The organism is Natrinema hispanicum (assembly GCF_004217335.1).
GTDB classification, from domain to species: domain Archaea; phylum Halobacteriota; class Halobacteria; order Halobacteriales; family Natrialbaceae; genus Natrinema; species Natrinema hispanicum.
In genome coordinates, this window is record NZ_SHMP01000004.1 from 394,631 (window position 1) to 413,218 (window position 18,588).

The following is an 18,588-nucleotide window of genomic DNA, read 5'->3' on the forward strand; positions in this document are numbered from 1 at the left end:
GTGGGTAGGAGTGACAACACCGAGCGGATACATAGGAATAGTGGGGTGTCGAGGGCAGGCCGGCAAAGAACCCCCGTTCGGGCAGGTTGTGCCATTATATCCGCTGGCGGCGTACTGTGAGACATGACAGCGATCGGTGAGCTCAACGTCACGCCCGTTCGGGAGGGCAGTCTGTCCGAAGCGGTCGCGAAGGCAATCGACGCGCTCGAGGATTTCGACGTCGCGTACGAGACGAATCCGATGGGAACGGTCGTCGAAGCCGACGACGCGAGTGAACTGTTCGACGCCGCCGCAGCAGCACACGCGGCCGTCGACGAAGCGCGAGTGATCACGACGCTGAAAGTCGACGACAAACGAACGGTCGAGCAACGCGCCAGCGACAAGGTCGATGCCGTCGAACGACAGCTCGGCCGAGACGCCAGGCGACGCGACTGATCGCCCTTACAGGAGTTCGTCGACCGACTCGTAGTCGGCCGTCTCGACGCCAGCGGCCGTGATTTCGGCGATGCGAACGCCGACACCAGTCAGTGCGTCGCGCTCGGCACTGCTCGCGAGGGCGCGGCCGGCGACCCGTCGCGCCTCGGCCATCGGCAGCGAGTCCGTGGCCTCGGCTTCGAGGACGCCCGTTGCGACCGCCTGTCCGCTTCCGACTGCGACGAACTCGTCCTCGAGAACGCCGCCGTCCGGGCGCAGGCAGAAGACGTGTGATCCGTCGGCGTCGACGCCGCCGAGGACGAACGTCCCTGATTCGGACTCTTCCCGGAGTTTCTCGGCCGCAACCGTACTCAGTTCCGGCAACGTCATCGGGTCGCCACGGTCGGTCTCGTAGCGGTCGGCCTCGAGCCGGATCGTTCGGACGAACGACTGCATGACGCCGAGGTGGTCGGTCGATCCCATCGCGGCGGTCGGGTGGACCTGCGCGAGCTTCTGAACGCGCTCGCTTCGGACGACCGTGCCCTGGCTCGTGCGCGTGTCGGCCGCGAGAAGAACGCCGTCTCGCGTCGCGATTCCGACGAGCGTCCCGGCTGTCTCGGAACCGCCGTCGGTCAGCGGCTCCTCGGCCCGCGATCGACTGATTCGCAGTCGGCGTGCTGTCACTGTGACACCTCACGGACTCGACGTCGACCAGCGCTAAAACAGTTGCACGTCGCCGGCCACGATCTCACGAGCGAGCGAGTCGATCCCCTCGAGTTCGGCGGCCACGAGCCGCCGGAGTTCGTCGTCGTCGCGTGCCGTCGTCTCCACGTCGATAGCCTGGGGGTCCGTCACTGGCGCGCCGATCTGGGAGAGGAGTTTTATCCCAGTATACTCGGCGTCGAGTTCCTGATTGATCCGTTCTGCAGCGTTCGTCGCGACGATGTTGTAGAGTTTGCCGACGTGGCTGACCGGATTCTTGCCGGCCGTCGCCTCGAGGCTCATCGATCGGTGGGGCGTAATGAGGCCGTTGACGCGGTTGCCACGCCCGACGTTCCCGTCGTCGCCCATCTCAGCAGAGAGGCCGGTTTCGGTGAGATAGACCGTCTCGGTATCGATGTCGTCTGCGGCGTTGACGTCGACGTGGACGTCGCATTCGGTGCGCTCGCTCGCGTAGCGGCTGGCCAGGTTCTCGACTTGCGCGACGACGTCGACGTACTCCGCGAGAGTCGCGACGTACCGAGAGACGACGGCCGCGGCGACGGTCAGCCGGAGTTCGTCGTCCGTGCGCCAGCCCAGTACCTTGATGTCCTCACCGACCGCCGGAATCTCATCGCGGATCGCCGGCTCGAGCCCTCGAACGATGCGATCCGTTTCGGACAGCGGCGCGTAGCCGACGCCGATACTGGTGTCGTTCGCTCGCGTGGCTCCCTGCTCGTCGAACAGCGCTTTCAAATCGGCGGATGTCTCACCGATCCGCGGGTCGAACTCGACCGCGTCGGCAGGAAGGTCGTCGAAAGTTGCGTCGATGTAGTCTCGAGCGGCGTCGACTGCGAGGTTGTCGACCGGAACGTCCCGTCCATCGACGGTCGTGGTCGCCCGGCCGCTGATGAGCACGTAGATCGGGTCGACGATCTCGCCGCCGCCGAACGCTGGCTCCGTCGTCCCGGCGACGAGTTGCACGCTGTCGGTGTTGTGATGCAGGATGTGTCCGAACTCCTCGAGATAGTACTGTGAGAGGCGTCGCGAAACCTCCTCGGCGATCCCATCACAGATCGAATCCGGGTGGCCCAGTCCCTTCCGTTCGACGACCTCCGTCGGTCGTGCCGAGACGGGATCGCGCTCGAGGTGGGAAACGGAAACCGCGGAGACGTCCATAGGCAGAGAGAAAACCGCTGGAACAACCTATCTTTAACCAGCGAGAGAATCCCGCCGTTCACGGCGGGCGTGAATCGCGTCACTCAACTACGGAATCCACCGCTCAATAACAGGCCGGATATTCCACGCTAATCTGAATAATTAAATAGGTTTGTCTACATAGGCTATGTATGGCGGTTGAGGCCACTCGAACCTATGTTGGTTCCATCCAGAACCAGCAACAGGTCTGCGATGGCCTCGATTCGCTCGGTGATTCCGCCTCGAAAATCTGGAACGTCGCACGCTGGACAGCAGACCGAATCTGGGATGAAGCTGGCGAAATACCAGACGAAGGAACGCTCAAAGCGTACATGAAGACCCAGTCGTGCTGGAAAGACCTGAACGCACAATCCAGTCAGAAAGTCATCGAAGAACTTTCCGACGCTTTCCAGTCATGGTTCGACCTGCGACACAAGTTTGACGAGGCGAATCCTCCCGGCTACCGTAAACACGGCGACACTCGACCCAAGAGTACGGTCACGTTCAAAGCAGACGGCTTCAAACACGATCCCGAACACGACCGCGTCCGACTCTCAAAGGGCAAGAACCTGAAAGAACACTGGTCGGACTTCCTGCTCTGCGAGTACCAGACCCGCCCCGACGTTGACCTTTCAGAAGTCAACAAGGTGCAGAACGTTCGAGCCGTCTGGAATGGCGACGAGTGGGAACTGCACTTCGTCTGCAAAGTCGAACTCGAAACCAACGACTCAGCAGGCAACGAAGTGGCCGGTATCGATCTCGGTATCAAGAACATCACCACAGTCGCATTCCCCGACGAGTACATCCTGTACCCCGGCAACTCGCTCAAACAGGACAAGCACTACTTCACCCGAGCAGAGTACGACACTGAGGGTGAGAACGGCCCCTCGGAGAAGTCGATGCGGGCACGCAGGAAACTCACAGACCGTGAAACTCACTTCTACCACACGCTTACGGACACGATCATCACGGAGTGTGTCGAGCGCGGTGTTGGCACGCTCGCGGTGAGCTGGCCTGAAGACGTGCGCGAGTCCGACTGGGGCAAGACGGGGAACAAAAAGTTGCACTCGTGGGCGTTTGACCGTATCTACCAGTACCTCGCGTACAAGGGGGAGATTCGTGGCGTTGAGGTGCTGAAAGAGAACGAGTGGGACACCTCGAAGACGTGTTCACGGTGTGGTGACGACACGAGGTCAAACCGCGTGGAACGGGGCTTGTACGTCTGTTCATCGTGTGGATTGGTCGGGAACGCCGATTGTAACGGGGCGGAGAATATGCGCCAGAAGATAACTCTGAGTCCGCACGGTGAGGATAGGAGTAACGGCTGTGTGGCACAGCCATCGGTACACCTGTTCGACCGCGAGAGCGGGACGTTCAAAACGAGAGAACAGGTCGTGTCGTAGACCAGCAAATATCCCACCTACGGTACGGGAAGCCTCGCCGTTTACGGCGAGGAGGATGTCACACGTTGTCGACGGTACCTGAACCATCAGGAGTATTGGTAGTTGATCGCCAGCGAAACGACAGTGACAGCAGTTCCGACGGTTTCAAGACAATTATAAGATCTCTGCGAGCGCGTCGACGACCCGCTCGTTGTCTTCGGGTCGAGACGTCGTGACCCGCATATAGCCGGGGCCGAGCCGATCGTTCTCGAGTGGCTTGACGACGATATTTCGCTCTCGTAACTGTGCTGCGACGTCGCGTGCGTCGTGTGGGCTGAAATCCGCGAGGAAGAAGTACGTCTCGCTCGGGAACGTCGTCACTCCCAGCGACTCGAGGTCGGCGGCCAACTGTGTCGTCCACGACTGGAGTCGGTCGATCCGTGCGTGGATCTTCGATTCGTGCTCTATGGTCGCGATCGCGGCGGCTTGACTCGGGCGCGTGAGCGGATAAGCGTCGTTGTTCGCGTTCAGCTCGTCGGCGATGGGTTCGGGGAGGATCGCATAGCCGATGCGAAAGCCCGCGAGGCTGTGTGCTTTCGACAACGTCTGGGTCACGAAGAGGTTGTCGTACTCGGGGACGAGATGGGCCACCGATTCGTCGACGAAATCGACGAACGCCTCGTCGATCAAGAACCGCGTCTCCGGATTGGTCTCGAGGAGGTCCGGAAGCGGACGCATGTCGAAGCCATCTCCGTTCGGGTTGTTCGGATTGACGATGACTGCGAGCGTCGTTTCGTCGGGGATGTCTAGCTGTCGGAGATCGAACTGAAAGTCGGTTTCCGGTTGCAGCCGCGTTTCGGTATACTGCTCGGCGATTTCCGCAAACAGCGGGTAGGTCGGCGTTAGGAGGTGGACGTGTTGGCCGAAGCGATCGAACAACTGACGGAGGATCAGTTCGGAGCCTGCGTTGACGTGGATCTGTGCGGGTCGAACGCCAAGCCGGTCGGCGAGGACCTCGCGCAACGGGTTGGAATAGGGCTCTGTATAGTGATTACTGTGTGGGACCTCGTTCGTGGCAGCAGCGATCGCTTCATCGATCGGTGGCAGTGGATTCTCACAGAGGAGCAGTCTGACGCCGTCGGCCGCAGCGCCACCCTTCTCTGCCGTTGACGAGTCAGTCATGTCGAGCCCTACGAGCCATGTCATCACAAACCTTTCATGGGTTCATAGCAGCCCTGTCGTCCCCAATATTGGTAGTACCACGCAGCCTACGTGCAGGCATGCCGAAAACAGCCCCGTTCGAGGCACACACCGACCGCTACGAAGACTGGTTCGAGGCACACGAGGACGCCTACCGATCCGAGCTCGAGGCACTCGAGCGGCTCGTCCCGGCGACCGGACGCGGGATCGAGATCGGTGTCGGTAGCGCGCGCTTTGCCGCTCCTCTCGAGCTCGATGTCGGCATCGATCCGGCCGCGGCAATGCTCGAGCGCGCCCAAACACGGGGTATCGACGTTGTCAGAGGGGTCGCCGAATCCCTCCCCGTTCGGGAGGGAAGCTTCGACACCGCGTTGATCGTGACGACGATCTGTTTCGTCGACGACATCCCGCAAACGCTCGCCGAAGCCGACCGCATCCTCACGCCATCGGGCAGTCTCGTGATCGGTTACATCGACAAGGACAGTCCCGTCGGCCGGCAGTATCAGGAGAAAAAGGAGCAGAACCCGTTCTATCGCGATGCGACGTTCGTCTCGACGGATGAACTCGTCGACGCACTCGAGGCAGCTGGCTTTACCGACTTCGAGTTCGTCCAGACGATCTACCGCTGGCTCGACGAGATCGACGGCCCTGAACCGATCGAAGAGGGGTACGGCGACGGCTCGTTCGTCGGGATCAAAGCGACCAGATAGCTGTCGCCAGCATAACAAAAAGGTATGTTTTCTCTGCGATCCTACACGCCGGACGGGATGTTTACTCGAGATCACACCGCCGAGGCGAGACTGATAACGGCTGATGGCCCGCCACCGTGTCCAGGCGAGGGTACTGAACGAATCGTTGGAACTCTCGATGGGCGATCCGAATGAGCTTCATTGCGGAGTATACGCTCTCGAATCCGATCCTGTATGAGACCAGGGAAGCGGTCCCCGAGATCACCGTCGAAGTCGAAGACGAGCAGCCGGCGCTGGAAGACGACTCGCGGCTAACCCTCTGGGCACGGGGAGAAGAAAGCGAACTCGATCGATTCTTCCAAAAGCTTCCAGACGATCCGACTATTACGAGCTTCGAGACGCTCGCGGAACTCTCCGGCCGACGGCTCTTTCGTATCACCTTATCATCGGCGGGCGAACGTGGTCTGACGTATATCGATGCGATCGAACTCGGGATCACGTTTCTCGAAATCAAAGCGATGGGTACGACGATGGAGTACCGCGCGCAGATCCCGAGCCGCGAGGCGCTCTCGAGCTATCGTGACCGATGTGACGAGGCTGACCTCTCGTTTGCGCTCCGTCGCCTCTATCAAAACGATGCGGAAGCGTCGGCCAAATACGGTCTCACTGCTCGCCAGCGTGACGTGTTATATCGCGCGCTGGAACAGGGCTACTTCGAGGTGCCGCGTGAGACGTCGGCAGAAGCGTTGGCCGAGGAGTTCGAAATCTCGAGCCAAGCGCTCTCGGCGCTCATTCGGCGCGGCCAGAAGGCGCTCGTCCGGAGTACGATCGCAAACGACAGGGATAATTAAACCGTTGATCACTAAACCCGGGTAGTCACCAATCAATAGCAGTTCATACTGGTATACTGATGGCCACGAGACAAAACCGATCCACGCACGCAGACGCCGATGTCCGTCGGGAACCGCTCACCTACACCGCGGCCGACGACGAGTCTCTGAGCGACGCTGTCATCGCGGCATTACGGGAGGCCGAGGGTGTAGCATCCGAGTCGGACGCGAGTGCGACCATGGACACCGTCGGCGTTCTCACGCCGCTTTTCGAGACGATCGATCCCGACGCGCTCAATGCCCTGTTCAGTCCGACCTACAGTGGTGACACACGAACTGGGTCGGTAACGTTCACCCATGACGGCTACGACGTGACCGTGACTGCCACAGGAGAGATCACCGTCTCGAATCCGTCGTCTGCGTCCGATCTCGACTGAATTCACACTCGCTTCGGCCCGTCCACTGCAGACCGCGCCGTTCTATCGCCACTGCATTACGTCCCCGTCTCAGAACCGTTTTACTGCTCCCGGTAAGAGACACCGCCGATGGAGTTCGCCACGTTCGCCGACCGCGCCGGGACGATCGACGACGAAGCCGCCGACCTCGAGATCGTCGCCCACGTTCGGGACTTGCTCGCCGACGCCGGCGACGACACTGACGAGGGGGCCGAGCCACAGACCCTCGAGCTCGTCGCCCGCTTCGCCCAGGGCCGGGTATTTCCGGCCTGGGACTCGACGACGCTTGATATCGGGCCGAGCGCATGTTACGAGGCGATCGCCCGCGCAGCGGGGACGAACATCGGCGCTGACGACGTCGAGGAGCGACTCGCCGACGTCGGCGAGATCGGCGATGTGGCGGCGAGTTACGACTTCGGTGGCCAGCAGGGCCTGAGTGCGTACGCCGGCGGTGGCACTGACGGTGGCGGTGACGACCTCACCGTCCGCGAGGTCTACGAGACGCTCGCGGAACTGGCCCACGCCGAGGGCTCGGGGAGCCAGGACCGCAAGGTCGACCTGCTCTTTGGGCTGTTCAATCGCTGCTCGAGCGAGGAGGCGCGCTATCTCGCCCGCATCGTCCTCTCGGAGATGCGCATCGGCGTCGGCGAGGGAACCGTCCGCGACGCCATCGCCGCGGCGTTCGACGTGCCCGAGGACCGCGTCGAACGCGCCCTACAGGTGTCGAACGACTACGGCCGGGTCGCCCGGATCGCTCGCGACGAGGGACGCGAAGGGCTGGACGCGATGGACCTCGAGGTCGGTCGGCCCGTCCAGGCGATGCTCGCACAGGCGGGCACCGTCACTGACGCGCTCGAGGAGTGGGAGGAAGCCGCCGTCGAGTGGAAGTACGACGGGGCTCGGATTCAGTTACACTACGAACCCGGCGGCTCCGAGTCAGCGGAGACGCGCGTCTTCTCGCGAAACATGGAGGAGGTCACCGATGCCCTGCCGGAGGTCGTCGAGTTCGCCGAAGACACGCTCGAGGGACCCGTGATCCTCGACGGTGAGGTCGTCGCGATCGACGAGGACGGCTCGCCGCTGCCGTTTCAGGAGGTGCTCAAACGGTTCCGGCGCAAACACGACGTCGCAAAGGCTCGCGAGAACGTCACGGTGCGGCCGGTCTTTTTCGATTGTCTACACGCCGACGGCGAGGACTTGCTTGCGGAGCCGCTGACGACCCGCCACGACCGGCTCCGGTCGGTGCTGGCCGGTTCCGACGCCGAGAGCCGCGAGGCGGTCGATCCCACCGCCGACGAAGCAGTCGAGGGACTCTCCCTGCTGTGGCGAACCGACGATCCCGACGAGATCGAGTCGATCGACGCCGACGCCCTCGAGGCAGGCCACGAGGGAATCATGCTCAAAGATCCCGATTCGACGTACTCACCGGGCCGCCGCGGCAAACACTGGCGCAAGCGCAAACCGGACGTGGAGACACTCGACTGTGTGGTAACCGGTGCCGAGTGGGGTGAGGGGCGGCGCGCGACGTTCCTTGGAACGTTCGAACTGTCCGTACGCGACGGTAACGACCTCGAAACAGTCGGCAAGGTCGCGACCGGCATTACGGACGACAAACTCGCAGAGTTGACCGAGTTGCTCGAGCGCCACATCACGGCCGAAGACGGGCAGGACGTCGATCTCGAGCCTGCGGTCGTCTTCGAGGTCGGCTACGAGGAGATCCAGACCTCGCCGACGTACTCCTCGGGCTATGCACTGCGGTTCCCGCGATTCCAGGGGGTACGCCACGACAAGGATCCGGCTGATGCCGATAGCCTCGAGCGCGTAGAGCGGCTACGAGCGGAGTGACACCTTGAGAGACAGAGTCGACGGACAGAGCTGACTGCTTGAGTGAGTGTATCTAGCTAGATTATGCTCTTGCTCGTTGTAGAGTGCAATGGTGATTCAGTAATGGCAACGACTGAAAAGACCGAAATCAACGGTGTTGACGTGTCCGCCCTCGAGGAGGCAGTCGAAGCGATTAGCGACGACACTGACGTCGGCAGGTTCCAATTCCGGGCTGAGACCGAGTGGGAGGACGCCCTCAAGGCGACAACGACGATCAACGCGTTCGAGCAGGCGGGCGAGACGATCCACACCCGTGATTTCACGCTTCAGGGCGACGAACCCGAGCAGATTCTGGGAGAGCGAACGGCGCCGAATGCCGTCGAACTCCTGCTCGGCGCACTCGGATCGTGTCTCAGTGTCGGCTACGCAGCGAACGCCGCAGCCATGGATATCGAACTCGACGACCTCCGCTTCGAGATGGAGGGAGACATCGATCTCCGCGGCTTCCTCGGAATTTCCGAGGACGTTCGCCCCGGCTACGAAACGATCCGATGTACGACGTACGTCTCCACTGATGCTCCCGAGGAACAACTCGAGGAACTGCGCGAACGCGTCGAGGCGACGTCACCCCTGATGGATGTCATCACCACTGACGTGCCCCTCGAAACCCAACTCATCAGTGAGTGAACTACCGACCGCGCCACCATATTTTTCACCGTAACGGAATCAACTGCTGTCTCCGTTGAGCGGTCAGTACACAGCTGTCGTTCGTCACGACCAGCACACACCACAGCAGCGCGGACAGGCGACGATGGCCACGTTGACCATATGTGAGCACTCTTAAGACCCGTCACAAACTGGATTCCCGTATGCAACCGCGCGACCTGTCCGATCACGTCGCATACGAGGCGGGTCGAGGCATCGAGGAGGTCGCCCGCGAACTCGGGCGCGACCCCTCGGAGTTCATCAAACTCGCCTCGAACGAGAACCCACACGGACCCTCGCCGGCGGCCACCGTGGCCATCCGGGAGACGGCTTCGGACGTGAGTTCCTACCCCAAAGCCGCCCACGCCGATCTGACGACCGCCATCGCAAGCCGCTGGAACGTCGCCGACGAGCAAGTCTGGCTGGCCAACGGCGGCGACGGCGCGATCGACTATCTCCACCGAGCGACCCTCGAGCCCGGCGACGATATCCTTGTTCCCAGACCCGGCTTCGCTTATTACGGGATGAGCTCCCGGTTCCACCACGGCGACGTCCGCGAGTACGAACTCTCGCGGGCCGACGACTTCCGACAGGACGCCGACGTCGTCCTCGAGGCCTACGACGGCGAGCGCGTGATCTGGCTGACGAGCCCGCACAACCCGACCGGCTCGACGATGCCACTCGCGGAAATCGAACGCCTCGCCGACGAAACCGACGAGGAGACGCTGGTCGTCGTCGACGAAGCCTACGGCGAGTTCGCCGACCGGGAAAGTGCGACCGCCCTGATCGAAGGCTGGGATGAATTCGACGCACGCGACGACGTGGCGGTCCTGCGGACGTTCTCGAAAGCCTATGGACTGGCCGGCGTCCGACTCGGTTACGCCGTCGTGCCCGGCGAGTGGGCCGACGCCTACACCCGCGTGAACACGCCCTTCGCGGCGAGCGAACTCGCCTGTCGGGCCGGCCTCGCCGCCATCGAGGACGAGGAACACGTCGTCCGCACCGTCGAGACGACCCGTGAGTCTCGCGCATACATGCAGGATACCATCGATGCCCACGTCTGGGAAAGCGAGGGCAACTTCGTCCTCGTCGACGTCGGCGACGCCTCCGCGGTCGCCACCGAGATGCAAGAACGCGGCGTCATCGTTCGAGATTGCTCGAGTTTCGGCCTCCCCGGCTGTATCCGGATTACCTGTGGCACCGAAGCTGAGACCGAGCGCGCGGTCGACACGCTCAATGACGTGCTTGCAGACCTCGACGTAGCCGACGACCCGGACGCGGAGGTGGCCGATCCGTGAGAGTCGCCGTCACTGGCACGCCGGGAACCGGCAAGACGACGGCGACGGAGCTACTCGAGACCCGACTGGCCGATTTGGACGCCGAAAGTGAGGACGAGCCAACGCCCGACCTCGACGTGATCCATCTCAACCAGGTGCTCGAGGATGAAGCGCTCTACACCGAAGTCGACGCGGATCGTGAGAGCAAGATCGCCGATCTCGAGGCACTCGCAGAGTGGCTCGAGGGCCGCGACGACGTCGTGATCGAATCCCATCTCGCACATCACTTCGACGCGGATCGGGTCGTCGTGTTGCGCTGTCACCCAGAGACGCTCGAGGAACGGTTGCGTGAACGCGGCGAGACCGACGCGAAGGCGGCCGAAAACGCCGAGAGCGAGGCGCTTGACGTGATCCTCTCGGCGGCCGTCGAAGAACACGGTCTCGAGTCGGTCTACGAGATCGATACGACCGACCGCGAGCCCGACGCCGTCGCGGACGAACTCGCGGCGGTTGCGGCGGGCGAGCGCGAGCCAAGCGCCGGCGAGGTCGACTTCATGGACTATCTCACATGACGCTCGATAAGTTTCGACCGTACGTCTCGGGTGCCCTCGATCCGTTCGTCAAGGGGTTTGACCGCGTCGGGATGACTCCCAACGGCGTGAGCGTGCTCGCGTTCGGGATGGCGGTGCTGGCCGCAGTGGCGTTCGCACTCGGTGGCCTCGAGAATCCGGTCTGGTACGCCGTCGCGGCGGGGCTCGTCTTCCTGAACGGCTGGCTCGACATCGTCGACGGCGCGCTCGCGCGCGAACAGGAGGTCGCCTCGGCCGGCGGCGACCTGCTGGATCACGTCCTCGATCGATATGCGGACATCGTCGTCATCGCCGGGCTGGCTGCAGGCCTCGAGAACTACCTGCTTGGCTTTGCCGCCGTGACCGGCGTGGTCATGACCTCCTATCTCGGCACGCAGGCCCAGGCCGTCGGCCTCGATCGGGTTTATGGCGGCCTCGTCGGTCGTGCAGACCGGCTGGCGATCATCGGTGTCGTCGGCCTGCTGGCCTACCCGGTCTCGGGACCAGTCGTCGGTGAGTTTACTCTCGTCGGCCTGCTGTTGGTCTTCCTCGCGGTCGTCGGCCACCTGACTGCACTCCAGCGCTTTTACTACTCCTGGGCCGCCCTCGAGTGAGCGTGCGTTTTCGGCCGTTGCCCGGGTCTTCCGTCGTCTGAAACGACGCCGTGTCCTTTATCCCTCGGCGCGATATAGAATTGGGTATGGTTCAGTGCGAGATGTGTGGGGCCGAGACGTCGTCCCCGAAGACGATCAAAGTCGAGGGTGCGAAGCTAGACGTGTGTTCGAACTGCACGGACTTCGGCACTGAAGTCAAACAGACCTCGAGTTCGAGCACGTCGACCAAGTACTCGACCGACTCGAGTTCGTCCGCATCGAGCGGGGGGAGCCAGTCGACGACGAGTACGAGCACGTCGAGTTCCGGCGGCTCGACGCAGCGTCGCTCGGACATGTTCGACGACATGGACGAGCTCGCGACCGATTACGACGATCGTGTCCGAAACGCTCGCGAGAGCAAGGGGCTGAGCCAGTCCGAGCTGGCAAACGAACTCAACGAGAAAGCAAGCCTCATCCGAAAGATCGAACGCGGTGACACCCTCCCGAGCGACCGCGTCCAGTCCAAACTCGAGAACTTTCTCGAGATCGTCCTGAGCGCACAGGGGAGTTCCGGCGAGGATTCGGAGTGGTCCGGTGGCTCGTCGACGGGTAGTTACACCCTCGGCGACGTCGTCAAGCGCAAAGACTGACGTGTGACGCGGGGCGTGCCTGCAGGGTCCGCGTCGCCGACTCGCAAGCTATTTCTTCCGTGCGAGTGCGGTTGCCGATATGTTCGTCTTAGTCAACCTGAAGACCTATCCGTGTGATCCAGTCGCAGTCGCGGAAGCCGTCCGCGATGTCAACGAAACCACCGACGCCCGGCTGGCCGTCGCGCCGTCGGCAGCCCACATCGAGCGTGTCGCCGAGACGGGCGCGGAGACGTGGGCCCAGCACGTCGATCCGATCGACCACGGGAGCAATACCGGCCACACGCTCGCCGAACACGTCGCCGACGCGGGCGCGGTCGGCACCCTGATCAACCACTCCGAGCAGCGGCTGAAACTGGCCGATATCGACGGTGCCGTCCAGGCAGCCGAGCGAGCCGACCTCGAGACGGTCGTCTGTGCGAACAATCCGGCCCAGATCGGCGCGGCCGCGGCGCTCGGACCGGATGCCGTCGCCGTCGAGCCTCCGGAACTCATCGGCACCGGGACGCCGGTCAGTCAGGCCGATCCCGACGTCGTCGAGGACGCCGTCGACGCCGCGGCGAGCGTCGATGCAGACGTCTCAGTCCTCTGTGGGGCCGGTATCAGTACGGGCGACGACGTCGTCGCGGCTGGCGACCTCGGTTCCGAAGGCGTGTTGCTCGCAAGCGGCGTCGCAAAAGCCGACGATCCGAAAGCGGCGCTCGAGGATCTCGTCGCGCCGCTGTAAGTCGCTTCGGGAGCGAGAGCCGACACACGCGCCGCCGACCGACTTTTCTCTGTGCCCGTCGAACGACACGTATGACCGACGACAGGGCCACCACCGAGCGGGATTCGGCAACCGGGGAGCGTCCAATCGCCGTGACGCTCGAGAATCGCCTGATGGGCCACGGCATCTACCTGACGTCGTTCGCGTGGAAAGACGAGGGTGAGCCGCCTGCCGAAGACGGAGCCGGGATCGAACTCGCCTACGAGGTGGTCACGGAGGCGTCAGGGATCACGCGCAACGAGGTCGGCGCGGTGTTGCGGACGCTGCTGACGATCGGTGACGAACGCTCGTGGACGCCGGGCCGGCTGGAGGTGACGTCGCTGACGACCGAGGGTGACGTTCGCGGCTGGTGGTACGTCGAACGCGAGTGGTTCGAGCAACTGGGGTCAGACCTTTCCCAACTCGAGTTTTCCCAACGTGTCCTCTTGACGATCAAAAATTACCGACCGGAACACGACAGCAGTTAAATGCAAGTCTGACGTAGATTAATAATGGTGCGGACACCTACTTATCGTAGACAGTTCCATGACCGGCGAACAGGTATACGTCTCGCACGCGCCAGGTGATCTCTCGCTCGTTCAGGACCTGTTCTCGACGGTCAAGAACTTCCCCATCGGCGTCCACATCGCGCTCGAGGAACTCGAATCCGTCCGCGATCGGACGCGACTCGAGGGTCGCGTCGCCAACAGCGACGTCGTCGTTGCGATACTGACTGAGGACATGGCCGAGACCACGTGGATCGATCAGGAAATCGGGTACGCCGTCGCCAAAGGGATTCCCGTGGTACCGCTGTGCGAGGAGGGAGTAAGCCATCGTGGTTACGTCAGTGACGTCGAGAGCGTGACGCTCGATCGGTCGAACCTCACGGTGACGATCTTTACCCTGCTCTCCAGACTGCGAAGCGAACTCGCACCGCTTGGTGCGCTGTCGGTCCCGAACTGGTACATTCGGTTCCCGTGTCCAGTCCCGGACTGTGGTCATCCAGTCACGCTCGAACTCGAGGCGGGACAGGCTAAACTCTGGAAACGCTACACACACGGCAAACATCTGACAGCGTCGTGTGAAGCCTGCGATTCGACGTACTGCTTCGATCCAGCGACGATCGGTTTCAGAGGGCGCAAAGAATAGTCACTCGTCGTCACAGAGCCGCTCGTAGGCTTCCGTAACGAGCTGAAATGCCGATTTACTACCGCTTTTGCGATCAGGGTGGGCGCGTTTGACCTGTTTGTGATACACGTCTCGGAGTTCGTCGTCGGTCACGTCTGGCTCCACCCCGAGTATCTCGCGCGCTCGTGTCTTTCGCATCTCGACGGCCGCGACGATGCCCCGATCTTCGGCGTTGGCCTTGCAGTCGGGACACAGCCGCTCGGTGCGACCGTCGATCGTCGTCACGCAAAACGGCTCCTCGGAGACCTGTTCGTGACACTGCGTACAGCGGTACTGGGGGTCGTCGGCTGGCGGAGAACCGGTCACCGTCTCGGCATCAGCTAGACAGCCAGCGTCGGGTGATGCCGTGTCGTCATCGGTTGTCGTCGGTGCTTCGGCCGCACATGACGGACAACAGGTCAGAACGGTTCCATCGTCGAGGACCACGTCCTCGAGTTCGGCCACGAGGAAGGTCCCGGTACAGCCGTCGCACGCGTCTCGACGCTGATCGAGCGAGCGGCCCTTCCGTGCGGCTGCTCTGGCGTGGGGCGCACAGTCAGGACAGCAGACGACCTGTTGGTCGTCCGGCATCGTCACTGTCGTGAGTTGCTCGAGCGAAACTGTTCGGCCACAGCCGTCACAGTCGACTCGTTCATCGCCGACCACAGCCATCACGACGGCGATTCGGCGGCGGTCGATATTAGTTCTTCTGCAGAGAGTCTCGAAACTGGTCACGTCGTGACGGCAGTCAATCGTCGTTCGGCCGCTGTCTCGGCTCTCGTAATACGTTATTACTGCGTGGCCGCGTTGGACAGCGTGACAGCCACACCTGAACGGCGTTGCTAACAAAGTAGTCCCCCGTCGACTATCCGACCGTGCGAGGGTACCCTCGCACGAAGACGCGCTGTCCGGTGGACGGCACTCGGCGACCGGTGTTCGCCGAGGTCCACCACTCCTGTCAGGTCGTTTTCCGTCGCTCCGAACCGGGACACCAATAGGGACGCAGTACGGACGGTTTCGTATGGATACGGCAGTTCAGGCCGGGTCTCGAGAGAACACGCTCGACCGGAAACGGGTCATCGCTGGCGTTGGCGATCTCGTCATCATCACCGGGCTAGTCCTCCTCGGAAACGTCGAACATGGAGGGAACCCGATCGCCGAACCGCTTGCATCGCTCACGACGGCCGTCCCGTTCGTGATCGGATGGCTCGCTGTTGCAGCCCTCGCAGGCGTTTACACGCGTCCCGACGGGATCGACGACACCCGGCTGACGGCCGTCGCATGGATCGCGGCAGCGAATGTCGGGCTCATGATCCGTGGTTCGCCGCTGTTCGAAGGCGGGACGACCTGGCCGTTCCCGATCGTCATCACGGGGACCGTTCTCGTCGCCTTGCTCGGCTGGCGGCTCGGCTACGCCCTGTTCGTATCACGAACGCGGTAAGTCGTACAGGCCTCGAGCAATCGCTATTTCACGGCCGCTCATCGAATTCTCTACTATCCGACGTGGATCAGCAGATGGCGTATTTTTTCGGGTTTAACCGCCGAGTACAGCTATTGGCGATGTTTTTGTTAGCTTATGAAAATTCGACACTCGACGACATGACAATCTAACAACCACGTAAAACCATCTCATAAGTTACGGGTGTAATTTTTAATAGATTCTCATCACAACCAGATCTACTATGGGCCGATTATGGGAAATACTTATATGGCTATTCCGCGTATTATAGAATAGATTATGACTGGATACTACGACATCGTTCTTGGCCTCATCCCAGTCGCACTGCTCGGAATCACCGCAGCTCTGACCGTCGTCGGCGTCTCGCTGACGGCGGCGGTTCCGATCGGCGCGATCGCCGCAATGTCGATCATCGGACACGCGATGTTCATCAACACACCAGCAGACGCTTCCGACGAGGCCAACTCCGCGCGTCCGCCGCTCAACGCGGACTAACTCCAGTCACGTTTTCGCTCTTCGCTCTTCTCTTTGCGGCCGGTTGTTTTTCCTCGATTCGTCTCCTCTGGTTGCGTATGACAGACGCTTTATTTCTGACTAGCGCCGACGTTGCCGACCTCGCGACGCCGGGCGAGTACGTCGACGCCGTCCGCGAGGGATACCGCCAGCGCGGTGCAGGCGCGCCAGCACAGCCACGGTCGAAACTCCACCGACGTGATCCCGACGGCATGCTCACCAGCTATGCCGCCGTCCTCCCCGAGACGGGTGTGATGGGCGGCTATATGTACAGCGCGGGATTCGGTGCCGGCGATGCCTGGTTTATGACGCCGCTGTTCGACGCCGACAGCGGCGCGCCGCTTGCCCTGCTCGACGGCGCAAGCATGAACCCGTTCAAAACCGGCGCGGCCGGTGCCGTCGCGGTCGACGAACTCGCGCGGGCGGACGCCGACATCCTCGCCGTCATCGGCACTGGCGCACAAGCCCGTGGCCAACTTCGCGCGACCACGACAGTCCGGGCGTTTGACGAGGTCCGCGTCTACTCGCCGACGCCCGAGAACCGCGAGGCGTTCGCCGCCGAGTTCAACGAATCGCTCACGGCGTCGGTTCGCGCGGTCGACTCGAGCGCGGCCGCCGTGGCCGGTGCGGATGTGGTGATCACGGCGACGACGGCCAGCGAGCCCGTGTTCGACGGCGACGATCTGGAACCGGGCACACACGTCACCGCGATGGGCCAGTACTCGCCGGCCAAGCGGGAACTAGATACGACGACCATCGAGCAGGCGACATACGTCCCCGACCTCCGCGAGCGCGCGACCCTTGATGCCGGCTCGTTCATCCACGCGCTCGAGGCGGGTGCGATCACGGACGACCACGTCCACGCGGAACTGGGGGAGATCGTGGCCGGGAACGCACCCGGACGGACGAGCGACGACGAGATTACGGTCTTCGACAGCGGTGGCACCGGCATCGAGACAGTCGCCGCGGCATCGTTGCTCTACGACCGCGCACTCGAGGCCGGTCGCGGGACCGAAATCGAGTTCGCGCCGGCGAGCGAGGCGTTGACGGGGAACTAAGGGCTCGAGGGCGTATTCGACGCCGCTACTAGTGCTCCGTCGACTGGTTCTCTGCCCTCGAGGGGACAAGCTGTCAGGCAGTTCGTGAGTTCACCACCGGGAACCGTCGCCAGCAGACTGACTGGTGATATGTCAAAGGATTATTTTAGCTTGAGTGACGTTTATTGCGCCCTCCCAAGTTAGGGCTACTCGATGCGACGACGATCATACATCGCCGGTGTAACCGGTCTCGGCGGCACCCTCACCGCTGGACTTGTTCCAGGAATAGCGCGTAGTAGTAACGCGACCTGCGAGACGGAGTCACAACACGACTCGAATATGCCCCCCGAGTCCGCAGAGTCGGACCAGCCGGCGAACCCGTCCCCCCAGGCCCTTCAGGACCCCTCGTTCGAGGAGTCTCTTACCGGATGGTCCGTCGGAACCGATCTCCCCACAAAGCCCGGAGACTCGACCGACCTAGTCGCGCATTCGGTCTCGATCACCTCCGAACGGGCATCGGATGGCACGCACTCGATGGCGCTGTATATCGAGGGGTCCGCCGATGATGGGACGATCTGGGTCGAACAACCGGTAAACATCACTCGAGTGCGCACAGTAACCGTCGACGTCTACAGCGAGCAGCAGTCGTTCAACCGGCTGTCAGAGGTCGCCTTCTTCGCCGGAGAGAAACCACAGGACGGACTCTCGGAGAGCGATTTCAACCGCGAGAATGACATCGAAGATCACGCCGGCTGGAAAACCTACTCGTATCCGGTGGACGATCTCACCGGATCCGTCACGCTCGCCGTCGGCATGAACGTCGTCTGGGAGACTGGCATTCGCCGGTTCTTCGACAACGTTCGACTCGTCGAAGCCGATAGTAGTCACTGACAGGACTGGAATCCGTTCGTACGGATTCGCGTCAGTACCGGCAGCGCACTCTTGCCCGTGTCTTCTGGACGGACAGTGCTGTGATACGGACTCCTGTCAGTCAGTGCCGGCCGGCCGCGACCGCCCTGTGGTCCCACCAGGACATCGTCACAACAGCCCGTCTGATACTGCCGGACAGAACGACGTGAAGATCGGTCGCTCTGCTGCGGCCGTCACCGGTGGAGACGGCCGCGAATCCGCGACCGACTTCGTATTGACTTCTGTCCGACAGTATGAGTCCGGCGTACACGTCCGA

At 62.4% G+C, this 18,588-nt stretch carries 22 protein-coding genes; 18 read left to right on the forward strand and 4 right to left on the reverse strand.

Annotated features, from left to right (window positions below; all coding sequences use genetic code 11):
- Positions 1-123 precede the first annotated feature (123 nt).
- Positions 124-435, forward strand: a complete 312-nt coding sequence (locus BDK88_RS08875; RefSeq protein ID WP_130500119.1) for an MTH1187 family thiamine-binding protein — start codon at positions 124-126, stop codon at positions 433-435.
- Between the two features lie 6 nt (positions 436-441).
- On the opposite strand, the gene BDK88_RS08880 is transcribed toward BDK88_RS08875, so the two are convergent.
- On the reverse strand, positions 442-1,098 hold the full coding sequence (locus BDK88_RS08880; RefSeq protein WP_130500120.1) for an Ntn hydrolase family protein: 657 nt from the start codon (positions 1,096-1,098) through the stop codon (positions 442-444).
- A gap of 33 nt (positions 1,099-1,131) precedes the next feature.
- Positions 1,132-2,292: a methionine adenosyltransferase gene (locus BDK88_RS08885; protein WP_130500121.1), complete on the reverse strand. Its 1,161-nt coding sequence runs from the start codon at positions 2,290-2,292 to the stop codon at positions 1,132-1,134.
- 170 nt (positions 2,293-2,462) lie between these two features.
- On the opposite strand from BDK88_RS08885, the gene BDK88_RS08890 reads away from it, so the two are divergent.
- The gene (locus tag BDK88_RS08890) at positions 2,463-3,713 is read left to right on the forward strand and encodes an RNA-guided endonuclease InsQ/TnpB family protein (protein ID WP_130500122.1); all 1,251 of its coding nucleotides are present in this window, start codon (positions 2,463-2,465) and stop codon (positions 3,711-3,713) included.
- A 153-nt stretch (positions 3,714-3,866) separates the two neighbouring features.
- Here BDK88_RS08890 and BDK88_RS08895 read toward each other — a convergent pair whose 3' ends face one another.
- Complete coding sequence (locus BDK88_RS08895; protein WP_130500123.1) at positions 3,867-4,874, reverse strand: pyridoxal phosphate-dependent aminotransferase; 1,008 nt, start codon at positions 4,872-4,874, stop codon at positions 3,867-3,869.
- Between the two features lie 98 nt (positions 4,875-4,972).
- Between BDK88_RS08895 and BDK88_RS08900 the strand changes: the two genes are divergently transcribed.
- From BDK88_RS08900 to BDK88_RS08955, 12 genes are all read left to right on the forward strand, one after another.
- A complete protein-coding gene (locus BDK88_RS08900; RefSeq protein ID WP_130500124.1) occupies positions 4,973-5,602 on the forward strand; it encodes a class I SAM-dependent methyltransferase in 630 nt (209 codons plus the stop codon).
- Between the two features lie 170 nt (positions 5,603-5,772).
- Positions 5,773-6,432: a helix-turn-helix domain-containing protein gene (locus BDK88_RS08905; protein WP_130500125.1), complete on the forward strand. Its 660-nt coding sequence runs from the start codon at positions 5,773-5,775 to the stop codon at positions 6,430-6,432.
- A gap of 59 nt (positions 6,433-6,491) precedes the next feature.
- On the forward strand, positions 6,492-6,848 hold the full coding sequence (locus tag BDK88_RS08910; RefSeq protein WP_130500126.1) for a HalOD1 output domain-containing protein: 357 nt from the start codon (positions 6,492-6,494) through the stop codon (positions 6,846-6,848).
- Positions 6,849-6,956: 108 nt separating this feature from the next.
- A complete protein-coding gene (gene ligA / locus BDK88_RS08915; protein ID WP_130500127.1) occupies positions 6,957-8,711 on the forward strand; it encodes an ATP-dependent DNA ligase LigA in 1,755 nt (584 codons plus the stop codon).
- 102 nt (positions 8,712-8,813) lie between these two features.
- Positions 8,814-9,377: an OsmC family protein gene (locus BDK88_RS08920; RefSeq protein WP_130500128.1), complete on the forward strand. Its 564-nt coding sequence runs from the start codon at positions 8,814-8,816 to the stop codon at positions 9,375-9,377.
- A 182-nt stretch (positions 9,378-9,559) separates the two neighbouring features.
- On the forward strand, positions 9,560-10,693 hold the full coding sequence (hisC, locus tag BDK88_RS08925) for a histidinol-phosphate transaminase (RefSeq protein ID WP_130500129.1): 1,134 nt from the start codon (positions 9,560-9,562) through the stop codon (positions 10,691-10,693).
- The gene (locus tag BDK88_RS08930) at positions 10,690-11,244 is read left to right on the forward strand and encodes an adenylate kinase family protein (protein ID WP_130500130.1); all 555 of its coding nucleotides are present in this window, start codon (positions 10,690-10,692) and stop codon (positions 11,242-11,244) included. Before hisC ends, BDK88_RS08930 begins: the two co-directional genes overlap by 4 nt.
- Positions 11,241-11,855, forward strand: coding sequence for a CDP-alcohol phosphatidyltransferase family protein (locus BDK88_RS08935; protein ID WP_130500131.1), 615 nt, complete (start codon positions 11,241-11,243; stop codon positions 11,853-11,855). The genes BDK88_RS08930 and BDK88_RS08935 overlap by 4 nt, the downstream gene beginning before the upstream one ends.
- Before the next feature lie 86 nt (positions 11,856-11,941).
- Positions 11,942-12,484, forward strand: a complete 543-nt coding sequence (locus BDK88_RS08940; RefSeq protein ID WP_130500132.1) for a multiprotein bridging factor aMBF1 — start codon at positions 11,942-11,944, stop codon at positions 12,482-12,484.
- A gap of 79 nt (positions 12,485-12,563) precedes the next feature.
- The gene (gene tpiA, locus BDK88_RS08945; protein ID WP_130500133.1) at positions 12,564-13,208 is read left to right on the forward strand and encodes a triose-phosphate isomerase; all 645 of its coding nucleotides are present in this window, start codon (positions 12,564-12,566) and stop codon (positions 13,206-13,208) included.
- Between the two features lie 71 nt (positions 13,209-13,279).
- Entirely contained in the window at positions 13,280-13,714 is a 435-nt protein-coding gene (locus BDK88_RS08950) for a hypothetical protein (RefSeq protein ID WP_130500134.1), read from the forward strand.
- Positions 13,715-13,772: 58 nt separating this feature from the next.
- Positions 13,773-14,375, forward strand: coding sequence for a toll/interleukin-1 receptor domain-containing protein (locus BDK88_RS08955; protein ID WP_130500135.1), 603 nt, complete (start codon positions 13,773-13,775; stop codon positions 14,373-14,375).
- Here BDK88_RS08955 and BDK88_RS08960 read toward each other — a convergent pair whose 3' ends face one another.
- A complete protein-coding gene (locus BDK88_RS08960; protein ID WP_130500136.1) occupies positions 14,376-15,065 on the reverse strand; it encodes a J domain-containing protein in 690 nt (229 codons plus the stop codon).
- A 349-nt stretch (positions 15,066-15,414) separates the two neighbouring features.
- On the opposite strand from BDK88_RS08960, the gene BDK88_RS08965 reads away from it, so the two are divergent.
- The 4 genes from BDK88_RS08965 to BDK88_RS21740 all read left to right on the forward strand — a co-directional run bounded on the left by BDK88_RS08965 (position 15,415) and on the right by BDK88_RS21740 (position 18,293).
- On the forward strand, positions 15,415-15,834 hold the full coding sequence (locus tag BDK88_RS08965; protein WP_130500137.1) for a DUF3054 domain-containing protein: 420 nt from the start codon (positions 15,415-15,417) through the stop codon (positions 15,832-15,834).
- Positions 15,835-16,131: 297 nt separating this feature from the next.
- Positions 16,132-16,347 carry a hypothetical protein gene (locus tag BDK88_RS08970; protein WP_130500138.1) on the forward strand — a complete coding sequence of 72 codons (216 nt, stop codon included), beginning with the start codon at positions 16,132-16,134 and terminating at the stop codon, positions 16,345-16,347.
- A gap of 77 nt (positions 16,348-16,424) precedes the next feature.
- Positions 16,425-17,423: an ornithine cyclodeaminase family protein gene (locus BDK88_RS08975; RefSeq protein ID WP_130500139.1), complete on the forward strand. Its 999-nt coding sequence runs from the start codon at positions 16,425-16,427 to the stop codon at positions 17,421-17,423.
- Between the two features lie 192 nt (positions 17,424-17,615).
- Positions 17,616-18,293: a hypothetical protein gene (locus tag BDK88_RS21740; RefSeq protein ID WP_242611634.1), complete on the forward strand. Its 678-nt coding sequence runs from the start codon at positions 17,616-17,618 to the stop codon at positions 18,291-18,293.
- Positions 18,294-18,588 lie beyond the last annotated feature (295 nt).

Coding starts and splice junctions, on each gene's coding strand:
- BDK88_RS08935 (WP_130500131.1), top strand. CDS start 11,241: ATGACGCTCGATAAGTTTCGACCGTACGTCTCGGGTGCCCTCGATCCG.
- BDK88_RS08885 (WP_130500121.1), bottom strand. CDS start 2,292: ATGGACGTCTCCGCGGTTTCCGTTTCCCACCTCGAGCGCGATCCCGTC.
- BDK88_RS08895 (WP_130500123.1), bottom strand. CDS start 4,874: ATGACTGACTCGTCAACGGCAGAGAAGGGTGGCGCTGCGGCCGACGGC.
- BDK88_RS21740 (WP_242611634.1), top strand. CDS start 17,616: ATGCGACGACGATCATACATCGCCGGTGTAACCGGTCTCGGCGGCACC.
- ligA (WP_130500127.1), top strand. CDS start 6,957: ATGGAGTTCGCCACGTTCGCCGACCGCGCCGGGACGATCGACGACGAA.
- BDK88_RS08875 (WP_130500119.1), top strand. CDS start 124: ATGACAGCGATCGGTGAGCTCAACGTCACGCCCGTTCGGGAGGGCAGT.
- BDK88_RS08950 (WP_130500134.1), top strand. CDS start 13,280: ATGACCGACGACAGGGCCACCACCGAGCGGGATTCGGCAACCGGGGAG.
- BDK88_RS08960 (WP_130500136.1), bottom strand. CDS start 15,065: ATGGCTGTGGTCGGCGATGAACGAGTCGACTGTGACGGCTGTGGCCGA.
- BDK88_RS08910 (WP_130500126.1), top strand. CDS start 6,492: ATGGCCACGAGACAAAACCGATCCACGCACGCAGACGCCGATGTCCGT.
- BDK88_RS08890 (WP_130500122.1), top strand. CDS start 2,463: ATGGCGGTTGAGGCCACTCGAACCTATGTTGGTTCCATCCAGAACCAG.
- tpiA (WP_130500133.1), top strand. CDS start 12,564: ATGTTCGTCTTAGTCAACCTGAAGACCTATCCGTGTGATCCAGTCGCA.
- BDK88_RS08940 (WP_130500132.1), top strand. CDS start 11,942: ATGGTTCAGTGCGAGATGTGTGGGGCCGAGACGTCGTCCCCGAAGACG.
- hisC (WP_130500129.1), top strand. CDS start 9,560: ATGCAACCGCGCGACCTGTCCGATCACGTCGCATACGAGGCGGGTCGA.
- BDK88_RS08975 (WP_130500139.1), top strand. CDS start 16,425: ATGACAGACGCTTTATTTCTGACTAGCGCCGACGTTGCCGACCTCGCG.
- BDK88_RS08965 (WP_130500137.1), top strand. CDS start 15,415: ATGGATACGGCAGTTCAGGCCGGGTCTCGAGAGAACACGCTCGACCGG.
- BDK88_RS08970 (WP_130500138.1), top strand. CDS start 16,132: ATGACTGGATACTACGACATCGTTCTTGGCCTCATCCCAGTCGCACTG.
- BDK88_RS08900 (WP_130500124.1), top strand. CDS start 4,973: ATGCCGAAAACAGCCCCGTTCGAGGCACACACCGACCGCTACGAAGAC.
- BDK88_RS08955 (WP_130500135.1), top strand. CDS start 13,773: ATGACCGGCGAACAGGTATACGTCTCGCACGCGCCAGGTGATCTCTCG.
- BDK88_RS08920 (WP_130500128.1), top strand. CDS start 8,814: ATGGCAACGACTGAAAAGACCGAAATCAACGGTGTTGACGTGTCCGCC.
- BDK88_RS08905 (WP_130500125.1), top strand. CDS start 5,773: ATGAGCTTCATTGCGGAGTATACGCTCTCGAATCCGATCCTGTATGAG.